This is a genomic window from Streptomyces sp. NBC_01506 (assembly GCF_045040295.1).
In the GTDB taxonomy this organism is placed as follows: domain Bacteria; phylum Actinomycetota; class Actinomycetes; order Streptomycetales; family Streptomycetaceae; genus Streptomyces.
In genome coordinates, this window is the sequence record NZ_CP109422.1 from 6,635,631 (window position 1) to 6,648,331 (window position 12,701).

At 66.6% G+C, this 12,701-nt stretch carries 13 protein-coding genes; all 13 read right to left on the bottom strand.

Translation table 11 applies throughout. From position 1 onward, the window contains the following. Positions 1–4 precede the first annotated feature (4 nt). Positions 5–3,271: a hypothetical protein gene (locus tag OG329_RS29675; protein ID WP_405799475.1), complete on the bottom strand. Its 3,267-nt coding sequence runs from the start codon at positions 3,269–3,271 to the stop codon at positions 5–7. A gap of 42 nt (positions 3,272–3,313) precedes the next feature. Further along, positions 3,314–3,502, bottom strand: coding sequence for a hypothetical protein (locus OG329_RS29680; RefSeq protein ID WP_382643708.1), 189 nt, complete (start codon positions 3,500–3,502; stop codon positions 3,314–3,316). Positions 3,503–3,696: 194 nt separating this feature from the next. Then, on the bottom strand, positions 3,697–4,038 hold the full coding sequence (locus tag OG329_RS29685; RefSeq protein ID WP_405799476.1) for a phage tail assembly protein: 342 nt from the start codon (positions 4,036–4,038) through the stop codon (positions 3,697–3,699). A gap of 113 nt (positions 4,039–4,151) precedes the next feature. Continuing rightward, positions 4,152–4,658: a hypothetical protein gene (locus OG329_RS29690; protein ID WP_405799477.1), complete on the bottom strand. Its 507-nt coding sequence runs from the start codon at positions 4,656–4,658 to the stop codon at positions 4,152–4,154. A gap of 279 nt (positions 4,659–4,937) precedes the next feature. Continuing rightward, positions 4,938–5,441 (bottom strand): hypothetical protein, encoded by a 504-nt coding sequence (locus tag OG329_RS29695; RefSeq protein ID WP_405799478.1) that lies wholly within the window; start codon positions 5,439–5,441, stop codon positions 4,938–4,940. Next, positions 5,441–5,812 (bottom strand): DUF5403 family protein, encoded by a 372-nt coding sequence (locus OG329_RS29700; protein WP_405799479.1) that lies wholly within the window; start codon positions 5,810–5,812, stop codon positions 5,441–5,443. Before OG329_RS29700 ends, OG329_RS29695 begins: the two co-directional genes overlap by 1 nt. Then, complete coding sequence (locus OG329_RS29705) at positions 5,812–6,144, bottom strand: phage head-tail adapter protein (protein WP_405802089.1); 333 nt, start codon at positions 6,142–6,144, stop codon at positions 5,812–5,814. The genes OG329_RS29700 and OG329_RS29705 overlap by 1 nt, the downstream gene beginning before the upstream one ends. A gap of 5 nt (positions 6,145–6,149) precedes the next feature. Beyond that, complete coding sequence (locus OG329_RS29710; protein ID WP_405799480.1) at positions 6,150–6,626, bottom strand: hypothetical protein; 477 nt, start codon at positions 6,624–6,626, stop codon at positions 6,150–6,152. A 72-nt stretch (positions 6,627–6,698) separates the two neighbouring features. Next, a complete protein-coding gene (locus OG329_RS29715) occupies positions 6,699–7,757 on the bottom strand; it encodes a hypothetical protein (protein WP_405799481.1) in 1,059 nt (352 codons plus the stop codon). A gap of 48 nt (positions 7,758–7,805) precedes the next feature. Next, positions 7,806–8,318, bottom strand: a complete 513-nt coding sequence (locus OG329_RS29720; protein ID WP_405799482.1) for a hypothetical protein — start codon at positions 8,316–8,318, stop codon at positions 7,806–7,808. A 2-nt stretch (positions 8,319–8,320) separates the two neighbouring features. Next, positions 8,321–9,406, bottom strand: a complete 1,086-nt coding sequence (locus OG329_RS29725; RefSeq protein WP_405799483.1) for a hypothetical protein — start codon at positions 9,404–9,406, stop codon at positions 8,321–8,323. Next, entirely contained in the window at positions 9,403–10,878 is a 1,476-nt protein-coding gene (locus OG329_RS29730) for a phage portal protein (RefSeq protein ID WP_405799484.1), read from the bottom strand. The genes OG329_RS29725 and OG329_RS29730 overlap by 4 nt, the downstream gene beginning before the upstream one ends. Before the next feature lie 32 nt (positions 10,879–10,910). Continuing rightward, the gene (locus OG329_RS29735) at positions 10,911–12,551 is read right to left on the bottom strand and encodes a terminase (RefSeq protein ID WP_405799485.1); all 1,641 of its coding nucleotides are present in this window, start codon (positions 12,549–12,551) and stop codon (positions 10,911–10,913) included. Positions 12,552–12,701: the final 150 nt, after the last annotated feature.

Below are 12,701 nucleotides of genomic sequence, written 5' to 3' on the forward strand. Positions count from 1 at the left end.
CAGATCACCATCCAAACCGCGCCCGATTGGCAGCGGCGAACAGATCCTCTTCGGAGCCGATCGACGGGCCGGGCGCTGCGTAGTAGTTGAGAACCTTCGTCGAGCCGCCGCCTGTGGTGCTGGCCATGGCCGAGTTGATCGCGGACGTGATGCCGCGCACCGCGCCGATCTCTCCGACTCCGGGGATGTCGAAGTCGGTGCCGGCCACGTCGTCAGTCAGTCCCGAGAGGGACTTGCGGACCGCGTCGTAGCGGGACTCCAGGCCGTTGATGAACCCGTCGATGACGAGCTGGCCAGCGCCCACCAGAAGCACCCGGTCCAGGGACTCGGGGCCCTTCCAGTCGGTGAGCTTGTCCGTCAGGCTTCCGAGGGCGCCCTTCACGGAGCTGAACATCGACTTGATGCCGGAGATGAATCCCTTGATCACCGACTTTCCGGCGCTGACCAGGAGTTTGCCCAGGCTGCCGAGGGCCGACTTGACCTTCTCGGGGAGCGTGCGGGCCACGCTGACGGTGCTGCTGACGCCCGTGGAGACGGCCGACTTCAAGCCGTCCCACGCGGAGGTGAACACGCCCTTGACGGCGCTCCAGCCGGAGCTCATCAGGCTCTTGACGCCCGACATCATCGACGACCCGAGGCTCGACAGTGAGCTGCCGAACGAGGACCACAGGCCCTTGATGCTGCTCCAGGTCGAGGAGCCGAACGTTTTGACTGCCGTCCATCCGGCCTGCCAGGCGGCCTTCAGGGCGGTGAACATCTTGCCGAAGGCGCCGAGGATTCCGATGTTCAGGAACGTCTTGAGGGCGCCAAGGATCGCGTCCCAGACGCCCTTCACGAGCGACTGGATGCCTTCCCAGAACTGCGACCAGCCTTCCTTCAGCGTGTCGAAGTTGCCGGTGAAGATGCCCTTGATCAATCCCCAGGCGATCTTCAGGACGCCGACGATGATGTCCCAGACGCCGGTCACGATCTCCACCAGGCCCTCGAAGACGAGGGCGACGCCTTCGACTGCGGCAACCAGCGAGTTGGCCAGCAGCTCGACGATGAACTGGATGACCGGAACCAGGATCGGCATCAAGAAGTTGACGAGCCCGAGCAGCGCGTCGAATACGGGCTGAAGTGCTTCGAGTAGTCGCCCGATCGCCTCAGCCAGCGGAGGTAGAACCGCCTGGATGATCTCCGAGAGCATCGGCAGAAGCGGAGTGATGACCGCCGTGATGATCTGGAGCGCAACCGCGACGATCGGCTGAAGTGCGGTGAGGATGGTCCCCAGAGCCGCAGCCAAGACGGGCAGGATCGGGGCCAGTGCGCTCAAGAGCACCTGGGCCAGCGGCATGACGGCCGCGAGGATCTGCATGAAGATCTGCGCGATCGTCGGCAGGATCGCGCCGAGGAAGCTGAACGCTGCGCCGAGCATCTGGCCGACGACCGGAACCAACGCCTGTATCACGGGCACGAGTTGCATGAACGCGTGAGTGAGCTCGCCGGCCAGCAGCTCGACGATCGGGATGACCGTCGGAGCAAGCGCGGCGAAGGCGTTGGCCAGCGGAATGATCGCGGCCGTGATGAGCGCGGCGAAGGCCGGGAGCATGGCCGCGATCACCTGCATCAGCGCGCCGAGCGCCATGCCGAGCGGAGCCATCGCGGGGGCGAGGGTCTGTACCGCTTGCAGCAGGCCAGTGAAGACGGCCTTGACGCCCTCGGTCACGGCGGGCTGCGAGAGCGCGTCAGCGATGGCCCCCATCGCCGTACCGATGATCGTGCCCGCTTGAGGCAGGACCGTCGTCAGTAGCTGACCGAGCTCGATGAAGAGGTTCTTCACCGCGGGGCCCGCCTGCGCGGCCAAATTGCTCATCGCCAGGTGCGAAGCCTCGAAGACGTCGACCATGCCGGCCTGAAAGCCGGGGGAATCGACCGTCTGATGAATGCTGGCGAGCGTGTCGCGGAGCATTCCGAGCGTGGAGCCGCCCGCCTCGGTGGCCGCGCGGGAGAGACCGGCGAGGATGCCGCCTGTCTCGTACAGGACTCCGCCGAGATCCTTCAGCGACGTGATCCCTGCGTCGATCTCCTGCTGGAGACCGAGCTGCCCCTTCTTCTTCAGCCACTCGTCGAACTGCTTGGAGATGTCGACGAACCAGCCGGCCAGGTTCGGCAGGTAGCTGGTGCCGACTTCGCCGAGCTGGGCGATGATCGAGGCGAAGACTTCGGTACCCGCCGTCGCCTGCGCGATCGACGCATTGAGGTACCCGAACATCGTGTCGACGATTTCGGGGTTCAGCGCCGCGGTGAGCTGCGAGGCGAACGAGCCGAAGAACTCGCCCGATGCGGTGGCCGTCTCCCGGAAGCCCTGCGCGAAGCGGGGGAGGAGTACGTCAGCCAGCTCCGCGATCGGGGCCTTGGCCTGCGCCCAGAAGTCCGAGCTGATCTGGTTCTGTAGCTCCGAGAGCTGCTGCTTGACCTGCGGGAGGACCGTGTTGAAGTCCTTGAACGCCGCGATGGTGACGCCGAGTCCGACCGCGAAGCCGCCCAGGATGCCGGGCAGGGTGAGCGCTACGGCGCCGATCTGCGCGAGCGAGGCCGACAGCGCGAAGAGGTTGCTCGTCGCCGTGATGCCCCATGCCGAGATGCCGGCGATGGCAGTCGCGATCGAGCCGATGATCGGCACGTTCTTGTCGAGGTTCTTCAGGATGTTGCTGAACCTCGTGAACAGCTTGTTCAGCACACGAATGCCGGACAGGGCGGCCAGCGACGCGGCCACCTTCGCGACCGCCGCATTGTTGAGCTGCGGGATGATGGAGACCGTGCGCGGTCGAGTCAGGATCGCGAGGCGTCTCGACGTGAGCACGGAGCCGGTCGCCGAGAGGTCGGGCTCGATGACGATCTTCAGTGGGGAGTTGTCGTCGCGCCAGTCCTTCAACTGGTCGGTCATGTCGCGCAGGGACTGATCGCTGATCTTCAGCTTGAGGTCGCCCGCGGTGAGTTCCGCCTTGAACTGCACACGATCGCCCGCGTCAGCTCGGGCCTGAAGCGCCCGAAGGGCCTTCTTGACCTCCTGGTTCATTCCGTCCGTGGACAGCATCGATCGGAAGCGGATCTTGCGGGCGTCGTTCGTCCTGTTGACCCGGTTGATCTCGCGGATCTGCTGGATCATCTGGCGCTGAAAGCCGGTCATGTCGAGTCGGGCCTGGACGGCAACCGGCTTGACGGACTTCTCGATTCGGTCGAGTTGCTTCTCCAGCGTGTTTCGGAATCGATCCGTGTCAGGGAGCACGCGGACGCTGATGCGACCGATTACCTGACCCTGGGGCATGACTCACCTCCGGGTGGTGAACTTCTTGTAGATGTCCGCCACGGAGATGCGCCCCGGCTTCTTGCCGGCCTGCTTCTTTTGCTTGGTGGCGGCCGGTCGCGGCCACGGCTTGAACTTGGGCGCCTTGCCCTTGCCCCACTGGCCGGTCGCCCTCGTGTTCTGGTTGAGCGCGTCGAAGATGTCGGCCCTCATGTGGCGATCCACGCCCCAGCCGAAGTGCTCACGTCCGCCCGACGCAAGGGCGACGGTGAGAGATGTGTCGGGGAGCCTCCGCACCAGCGCCATGACGAAGAACGGGGAGGGGCCACGCCCCTCAATCACGTCCACCAGGTCGATGCCGTAGTGGAAGCGGAGGTCGGCGTACAGGCCCTCCCCGTACTCGTCAATCAGCCGTGAGAGGCCGAGGCTTCCCCCGCCTGGGTGCCCTTGCCGTAGGTCTCGAAGATCTGGGCGAGGACGGCGAGGTCGCCGTTCACAGCCTTCAGCAGTTCCTCACCCTTCTTCGTGTGGTCGGCGACCAGGAGAATCGCGCGGGACAGAAGCTCCTCCTGGTCCGCGCCCTCCTTGTCGAGCTCGTCCTGAAGGCCGGTCAGTTCCTCGCGCTTCTCCTTGGGAAGGCGGAGGGGGTTGAGCAGGTGAACCGTGGTCTTCTCGTTCAGGGCGATGTCGGTCGAGCCGTACTTGGCGTCGGCGGCGGCTCGGATGTCGTCGAGGGAGTAACTGGCCATGGGGTGCGGACCTCCAGGTTTGTGGGCGCGGACCGTCAGGAGAGGAGCCCCTGGGAGGGGGCCCTCGGCGCACAAGGAGGTCCGCTTCACTTGCACACCGAGGGAGTTTGGGGTCAGGCTGCGGCGCCTTCGGCCCAGGAGTCGCCGTCCCACGAGGCGCTGGAGCCATCGCCGAGCACGACGTGCTGACCGGCGGTCCACGCGGTGGTTGGGGAGGCCGTGACCAGAGCCAGGTCGGCCAGGTCATACGGGGCCGCCGAGCCGGACGGAGTGAAGACGCCGGGCGTACCGGCGGTTGCGCCGGTCGCAGTGGGACCACCCAGCGGGGTGATCGCGTACGTCCACTTGTTCGCGCCGTACACCATCGGCTTCACGCCGAGAGGCATGCCAGCCAGCGTCTCGGTGTCCCCGAAGGACAGATCGTCCCCCCGGTAGATCTCCGCCTTCGGGGCGTAGAAGCCGAAGTGGTTCTCGCCGTCCACGAAGACCGCGAGGAACGCGCAGGTGGTCGGGATCGGGTCGTCCGGAACTCCGATGAGGCCGCTCGGCAGTTCGGGGGCGTTCGAGCCGTAGTACAGCCGCAGCCCGGCCTTGTCGAACTGCTGGAGCACCAGGGCCATGGTCTCGGTCCGCGCGCTGTACTTCGTGCGCAGGCTCTTGTTCTGGAGCGAGCCGATGACCGTCGCCTCGCCGCCCTCGGAGGCGATCGAGAAGATGTCCTCCAGGCTGGTGTGCCCTACGGCCTCCCAGGGAGAGAGAGGGGGGTCAGAAGGTCAGCCGGGATGTCCGTGCCCAGGGGGGCTGTGAGGTAGTTGCCACTGCCGATGACGAGAGTGGCGGCGTCGTTCAGCACGAAGAGGTCTCCTTACTCGAACAGGTCGCGACACTTGCACACCTGCTCAGGGGGTCTGGATGGGGAAGGGGCGGGAGCGCGGCTTGCGGATCTGGATGTCGTAGGCCGCCTCGTAGCGCCAGACCCCCGTGGGGAGGTCGGCGTACTGGACCGGGCCGGTAGCTGTGGCCCAGTCGGTCGCTCGTCGAGGAGGAGAGGACAGGTCGACTCTCGCGATGTGACCGCGGCCGGGGTAGACCTTCTGGTTCAGCCAGGCATCGCGAAGCACGACCCGAACGGCCTCGGAGAGGATCGCCGCGTCTTCGTCGCCGTTGGGGTCTGCACAGAAGCACTGGACCGCGACCCGCGCGGCGTCGGTGAATCGCGTGTCGCCAGGCCAGCCCCCGAAGGACGGGTCGCGGCGGACCAGCACGAAGGGGAAGGTCTGACTCTTCGAGATGAGCGACTTCACCGAGATGCCGGGCAGCCCCTCGCGGAGCACGGCCAGGAGGAGGTCTTCGACAGGCGAGAGCTCGGCGAGAGCCCTGATCTCAGGGGGGAGGCCGGCCATCAGTCGAGATCCACCTTGCCCTTCCGCTTTTTCGGCAGGTGCGAGGCGGTGGCGAGGACGTACAGGCCCTCCATGGCGCCGTACTCGACGGTGACCAACTCGCCGGTCTCCGGGTCGCGCACCTCGTACTCGCCGGCCTCGCGCCCGTACTCGATGGACAGGGCCGCCTTCTGGCCGCGCTCGTCGGACAGGACCACGTAGTAGTCGATGTCGCCGTGCTCGATGTCGATCTCGGCATGGCCGTCCTGGCGGTGCTCGACGAGGATCTGCTCCGCTCGAACGCCCACCTCGAAGGCGCGGTTTTCGAGCTCGCCCTGGACGTCGGCATGCTGGGCGACGACCTTGTTGGTCTTCAGGTACACCTTCGCCATCAGCTCGGCCTCTCGCGGATGTCGATCGACCAGTGCCTCGTCTTGCGCTCTCCGTGGTGGTAAGCCGCGGGCGTGACGATGTCCCACTGCGACCCGAGCACTTCGACGCGCGACCACAAAGTCACGCCTTCGAGGTCGGCGTCCACGATCATGCGGGTGATGTTGATCTGCTGCTGACCGGGCACCTCAGCCCGAGCCGACCGTTGCGGAATGAGGGCGCAGCGCACTTCGTGCGGGCCGTCCGCGTCGGCGACGATGACTTCGTTGCCGCGGTTGTCGGTCTGCTTCTTCGACTTCCAGATCTTCGCGACCACGCCCCGCCTGCGCTGCATCGAGCTCACCAGGGCTCCTCCTCATCCGCGAAGAGGGGAAACAGCTTGGAATCGGGCGTTGGATGGGCGACCGGCACCAGGCCGGCCGTGACAGGGCGGCGCTGCGAGTTCCAGGCGGAGACTTCTGCGCTCCACAGGCCGCGCTTCCGGCCGCCGAGTTCGGCGAGCATGTCTCGCTCATCCTTGGTGAAGTAGACGGTGCCGGCGTTCTCGCCCTGGTCGTCACTCCAGCCCAGGGTTTCGTCGCCCGCTCGGGACTGCGTGTAGCCCGAGGGGTTGTTCATGTGACGCTTGCACGCCTTCAGGACCAGCGTCCGAACCATGCGCGGGGCGGAGTTGCCTTCCGGCCAGTCGCGGCCGGCATGCATGCGGGCCAGATCGGACGCGTCCTCCAGGGCCGAGGTGGCGATGCGCTCCTCGTCGGCGTCGAGCGTCCAGTCCAGGCGGCCCTTCAGCTCGTCGAGTGTGGCGAAGTCCGCCAAGACAGTCCTCCTTCGATCGCAGCGAGCGGACAGAGTGCTACACTTACACACCCTGCCCGCTCGGTCAGACGATCAGACGCCGGCGCCGTCAGCGGTACCGGCGATGCCGGTGATCGCGGCCAACTCCTGGGCCTTCTCGTCCGGGCCGTCCGGGTCGGGCAGCACGTCGGCCGTCGCGTCGAGGTCAAGCTTGATCGCGCGGACGAAGTGCTGGTGCTCCGAGACGAAGCCCTGGCTCGGGGTCTGGGCGTCGCGCCCGACGAGGAAGTCCTCGACGATGCGGAAGCCCTTGTAGGTGTTGACCACGGAACGGTCGACCAGGCGGGTCGCGTCGTAGTCGCGAATCCACCGGAGCGCTACGCCGTTGTAGCTGGCGGCGGCACCGAAGGGAACGGACTGCGGCACTGAGGGGGCGCCGGTCGCGAAGATGAACGCGCTGGAGACCATCGCCACGGCGAAGTCGGCCGGCAGTTCGTCGGAGGTGACGATGTTGAAGCCGTACCGGCGGCCGAGGGTCGCCTCCCTGAGCGCGGTCACGGCCTCGGAGTCGCCGACGTTGGAGGCCAGGTTCAGATCCTCGTCGGACAGGAGCTCGTTCTCCCAGCCGGAGCCGACCAGGAGGGTGCGGCCCTCCTTCGGGACGCGGAGCTTGTTCAGCACCTCGCGCGCCCGGATCAGCGTCTTGCGCAGGCTGCGGCCGGAGACCGCGCCGCCGAGGGTGATCGAGTACGGCGCCCCCAAGAGGTAGTCGACCGCCTCGTACTCCAGGCCCTTACCGACCGCCTCGGTCTGCTTGGCCATCAGCTTGGCCCAGCCGTTGAGGTCGAAGTCGTTCTGCTCGTCGGTGAGCTGGACGGCGGAGTAGACATCGTCGCCGAAGGTGACCTGGACGGTCTTCTCGGCGTAGGTGTCGAACTGGAGCTCCGTGGAGCGGTCGTTGCGCCACCCGTAGGTGCGGTAGGGCAGGACCCCTTCGACCTTGATGTTGATGGCGTCGCCGCGGGCGCCCTTGAACTGGTCGACGCCCTCGCGCTGGAAAACGGCGGGAACGACCAGGGACTCTTCCAGAGCAACCGCCGCAGTCGCGGCGATCTTCTCCGGCTTGATGACATCGTGCTCGGTGTACGGCACTGGTTGGATCTCCTGTCAGTTGAGGATGCAGAGAGGCGCGTTGGTGGGTCAGTAGCGGCGCTTGCGCGCCTCGCGAGCGGCCTTCACGGGATCGAAGTCCTCCCCGCTGTCGGGGGTGAGGCCGCCACTGAGCGTTTCTGGGGCATTCGGTACGACGAGCTTCTGAAGCTCCTTCGCGTCCGCCTCCAACTCGGCCTCGGTGGCGCCCGTCAGGCGCTTGGCCAGTGCGGGCGGCAACTCGTACTTGGCCGCCACGTTGCCGACCAGGATTTGCCGCTCCAGCGTCTCGATCTGCCCGCGCAGGTCCGCGGTCGCCGCCTCGAACTCCTCGACGGTCTTGGCCGAGCTGAGCTTGGCCTCCGTCTCGCGAAGCTTGGTGCGGTAGTTGGCCGCCTCGGCGTTCGCGTCGGTGAGCTTCTGGCGAAGCACCTCCGCGGGGACGGTCTCCTTGGCCGGCTTCTCCTCGGTCGAGCTCTCGTCGCCCTTGGGGGCCTCGACCTCCGGGGGCGTCTCGACGGTCTCTTCCTTGGTCTCGGTGCTGGGAGTCTCCTGCTCGGGCACTGTTACGCCTCCTGGACGCTCGCGATGGGTCGCCGAGCCTCCTGGGCTGCGGCCTTCTGTTCCTGCCGGATGAACCGGCGCCAGGCGGCCACTGCCGCCTTGCCGGACAGGCCGCGCGTGACCTTGGGCCACAGCTCCTCGTACCGGCGGTTCAGCTCGTACGCGGACGAGCCTCTGTACTGCTCGTGGGAGAACACGGGCTCCGCGTAGCAATGACAGTTGTCGTGGTACTTGTCGCCGTCCGCGTACGTCGCGGAGGCTTCCGATCGGTAGACCGGACCACGGGAAATGAGCATCGCGCACCATCCGCAAGGGGTGCCGGAGCGCGAGAGTCTGATGTAGCCGATGGCTCGTCGATCGCGGCTGGTGTGGTTCCAGACCGTTGAGCGTCCACCGTTCATGGCCACGCGTTCGGCGGCTGCCGCCTGCTGTGCGCCGGCCTGGCGGTGGGCCTCCTCGCGAAGCTCGTCGACCTCGTCAGCGCTCCTGGCGCCGTCGATGGTGTCGACCCTCTGCTGAAGGTTCGCCGTTCCGAGGGCTTCGAGGACCGTCTTCAGTTCCTCTTCCGCCTCGCGCTCGATCTGTTCCTCAGCAGCGCGCAGACCTTCAAGCTCCTCGACGAGAATCCGATCGGCTTCCTCGTCGTCCAGCTCCTCGCCAGCTTCCACGGACGCGCCGCTCGCGGCCGACGAGGAGGACTCTGGAGCGTTGGGACCGGACTCACTTGCACGCCCCTCCTGGGGGCTCTCAGCGACTCCGGCCAGGTCTGCGAACTCTCTGCGAAGCACATCGAGCGTGATGTACGTCGGCTCGGGGTGGTAGGGGTCGGCCGCTGTCGTACCCGTGCGCAAGGCGCGGGCCAGGCGGTAGTAAGCGCGGGCCAGGTCGCGGCTCATGCGCCGCCGGGTCATCACCATCGTGACGGCCCGCCTCAACCAGGCCCCCGCGGTGAGCGTCCGGCCCGCGGCCGGCACGCCTTCCCACAGTCGGAATGCCTCGTCGATGGTGCCCGCCCCGATCTGACCGAGGGCCACTTGGAACGCAACTGCGGCGCGATCGGCCTCGGCGTTACGCGCCGGGGACGTCACGCTGCGACCAACTCAGCCTCGGGGGCTGAGGTCTGCGCGCTCGGCGTGGCCCGAGTCAGGGCACTGGCGAGCTGGCCAACGGAGTCGTCCTCCTCGGCCATCTGCTCCCAGTCCTCGTACTCGGTCTGAGTCACGCCAGGCACGCGCTTCCACAAGCCGCGCTTCGGAATGCCGAGCTGGTCGGCGAGCTTGCCGAGAGCGTCAGCGGCCTGCGCCAACGAGCGCGACTCCATGTCGCGCCACTGCACCTCGCCCGAGTAGTCCTCGTACGCCTCCGTGTTGCCGTCCATCTCCGCGGCGATCCGGAACACCCGCTCCCACGACTCCCCGAAGAGGGACTGGAACTCAGCGATCTTCCGGCTCAGTGCGGTCTCGGCAGCAAGCAGGGCCTCGGCGGAGAGGTTCGCGATCTGACCCAACATGTGGTGCGGCGGGGTCTGGGAGATCGCGGCCCAGTGCCGGATGCTCATGTCGACCGACTCGATCAGCGGTGCGATCGGCCCGGCCGGCAGGCTGCCGAATTTCACGTCCGGGTCTTCCGCGAAGAGGAACCGGCGCGCGTTGTGGTTGATCTGTGCGGGGATCGGATTGCCGGCCGCGTCGAGCTTGGGCCGGCTGTCGACCGCGAGGGCCGGATCGGTGGTGACGTTGCCGCTCTCGTCAACGAGCTCCATCTGCATGGGCGGAGCCATGCCGGTCGCGTACCGCACCTCGTGCGAGGTGTACGTCTGCGCGACCAGGAGATCGAAGATCGTCTGGTTGATCCGGTTCTGCAACGGGATCATCGGCTCGACCACGCCGATCGTGCGGCCTTCGAGGTCGACCTGGGCTGCGAATCGGGTGACCGGGCACTCGGAGGCGCCGTGCAGCCTGCCCTTCGAGACGCGTACAGAGTCCAGGTCGGCGAGCGACTTGTACGTAACCGCGTACTCGTACTTCGCGTCGAACATCCGGGCCTTGCCGAGGGTGTCGCCCTTCGGCTTGGCCGTGATCGTCAGCGCGGCGTACGGATCGTCGTCGTTGGCCGGGTCCTCGTACAGGGCCGCCGTCTTCTTGGCCGAAAGGCCCTTGGAGACGGTCCCCTTCTTGGTCTTCTCGGTCAGGACGAAGGAGTGGCCGAAGCCGAGGGCGCCTCGGTAGACAGCAGCCTGTCGAGCGTCCATGCGGGAGCGCTGCCAGTGCTTCCAGGCCGCGCCCTTGGAGGACGACTCCGCTGGCAGGCCCTCGCTGGAGCCGCCCGGCCGGAAGCCGTCCACGTACAGGGCCTGGGCCGGCGTCCCGATCAGCAGGGGCGTCCAGTTCGATACCGCCCGCTTCGCGAGCAGTCGGTACTCGTCGTCCGCCTGGGGCGGCATGTACGGGTCGTCGTGCTTGCCCTGGATGAAGCGGTCGATCCGCTCCAGCCGGCCCTCGTCGCGATCGAGGATGGCGAGGAGTTCCTTCGCCAGCGATGCTGGGCTGGTGTCGGCCATGTCTCACCACCTTCCGCTACACTTGCACGTCGTTACATGAAGTAGCCGCGTCCGGTGCGCTTGCGCACCTTCTTGCCGCGGACTCGGAGTTCGTACAGCGCCTCATGTGCGAGCATCAGGGCCGCGTAGGCGTCGATCTTGCGAGGCGAGTCCTTCGACTCCTTGCCGAACGAGATGCCGTAGTTGTTCGTGCGTCGGCGAGCCGAGAGCACGTGCCGACGAAGCGTCAGATCACCGTCGTGGCTCAGCTTCTTGTCGAAGACCGTGCGCATCAGGCGCTCGTGCGCCATCGTCACGGCCTTCTGCGAGCCACGCATGTCCCAGCCGATCGCGTCCTTGCCGACCGGCGACTTCGCCGCCAGGCGCTCGCCGTACGTCTCCGACCAGTCGGCGATGTACGACTCCCACAGCGCGACGTCGGCGAAGAACGCCTTCACGTCGAAGAGGCGGAACGCCTCGTGTACGGCGCTGTCCACCTCGTGCCGAGGCACGTTCCAGTGCTTGCCGGCCTCGCCTTCGGGGTGCTCCCAAATGTTGAGCAGTACGACGTGCATGTCCCGAACGCGCAGAGCCACCAGAGCCGTTGAGTCCGAGCTCTTGCCGCCGTCGAAGCCGAGGACAACCTCGTCTCCGGGCTTCAGGCTCTTGCCCTCGTCGAGCAGCGGGTCCCATTCGGCCGGCCCGTAGATCGCGTCTTCCTCGGCGACGACCTGGTTCAGCCACATGCGCCGGGAGCGTGAGGCCGAGATGGTTGTGTCGAGAACAGACTGGACGATGGTCTGCGGGATGAGCCAGACCGCGTCGCCCCGGATCTTCGGGATGACGATGAGCAGGGCCTCTGGGGAGAGGGGAGTTTCTGGGTGCGCCTCAATCGAGTCGTACATGAAGCCGACGTCGACCGCGCGGCCCTCGCGGATCTTCTCGAAGGACTCGCGCATTCGCTCGGCAACAGAGTCTTCGCCGGGCAGGTAGGCGTTCGTGATCGCCAGGTAACGCGAGTCCTGCTTGGTCGCGTTGCCGTCAATCGTCTCGTACATTTTGTGGCCGTTGTTGCCGCTCACCCAGTGATGCGTCTCGTTGAGCAGGGTGAATGTCGTTCTCTTGCCTTCGAGGGCGCGGTACGACGAAGTCACCGCTTCCAGGCGGGCCTTGCCGCCGTTGGCGCGGATCAGAACCGCGCCGTCCTTCACGTCGTGCTTCGCCTTGAAGTCATCCGACATGAGGGACGGGATGAGCGCCATCGTGTTCGTGGTCTGCGACTGGTTGACGGCCGTGACCTGGACCCAGGCGCGAGGGTGAGCCTTGCCGACCGGCTCGCCGGCCTCGTCCCAGTGGGAGAAGCGCGACGGCCCGACCAGCTCGACGAGGCAGAGGACCGCCAGAAGCGGGTCCTTGCCCCAGCCCTTCATGCGCTGGAGGACGCCCTTGCGGTTGATGAACCGCCCGGTGTCGTCAACGGCGTACCAGTGGAGAACGAAGCGGAGCTGTTCCCTGGTGAACTTCCAGGGGCCGCCCTCCTCGGACCTCAACCATTCCGAGCACCAGCCGGCGATCTGCCAGCCCAACGTCTTGGTCGGCAGAACCCAACGCCCGAAGGCGTCCTTCTGCCAGGTGGGGCCGATGAACGTCGGCTCCAGGAGGTCGATCTCCTTGGGGGTGAGCGCAAGAGGCAACGCGGCTCACCCCCAAAGTTGTAGAGGGCCGTGGGGTTTTGTAAGATGCACTGATTCAAATGGCCACGGCTCTCCCGGTGCTTCCCAATTCAGCGCCGAACTCTCCGTGTTGCAGGTTCAAGCAGTCCTCATGTCTGGCTGCTTCTGTCT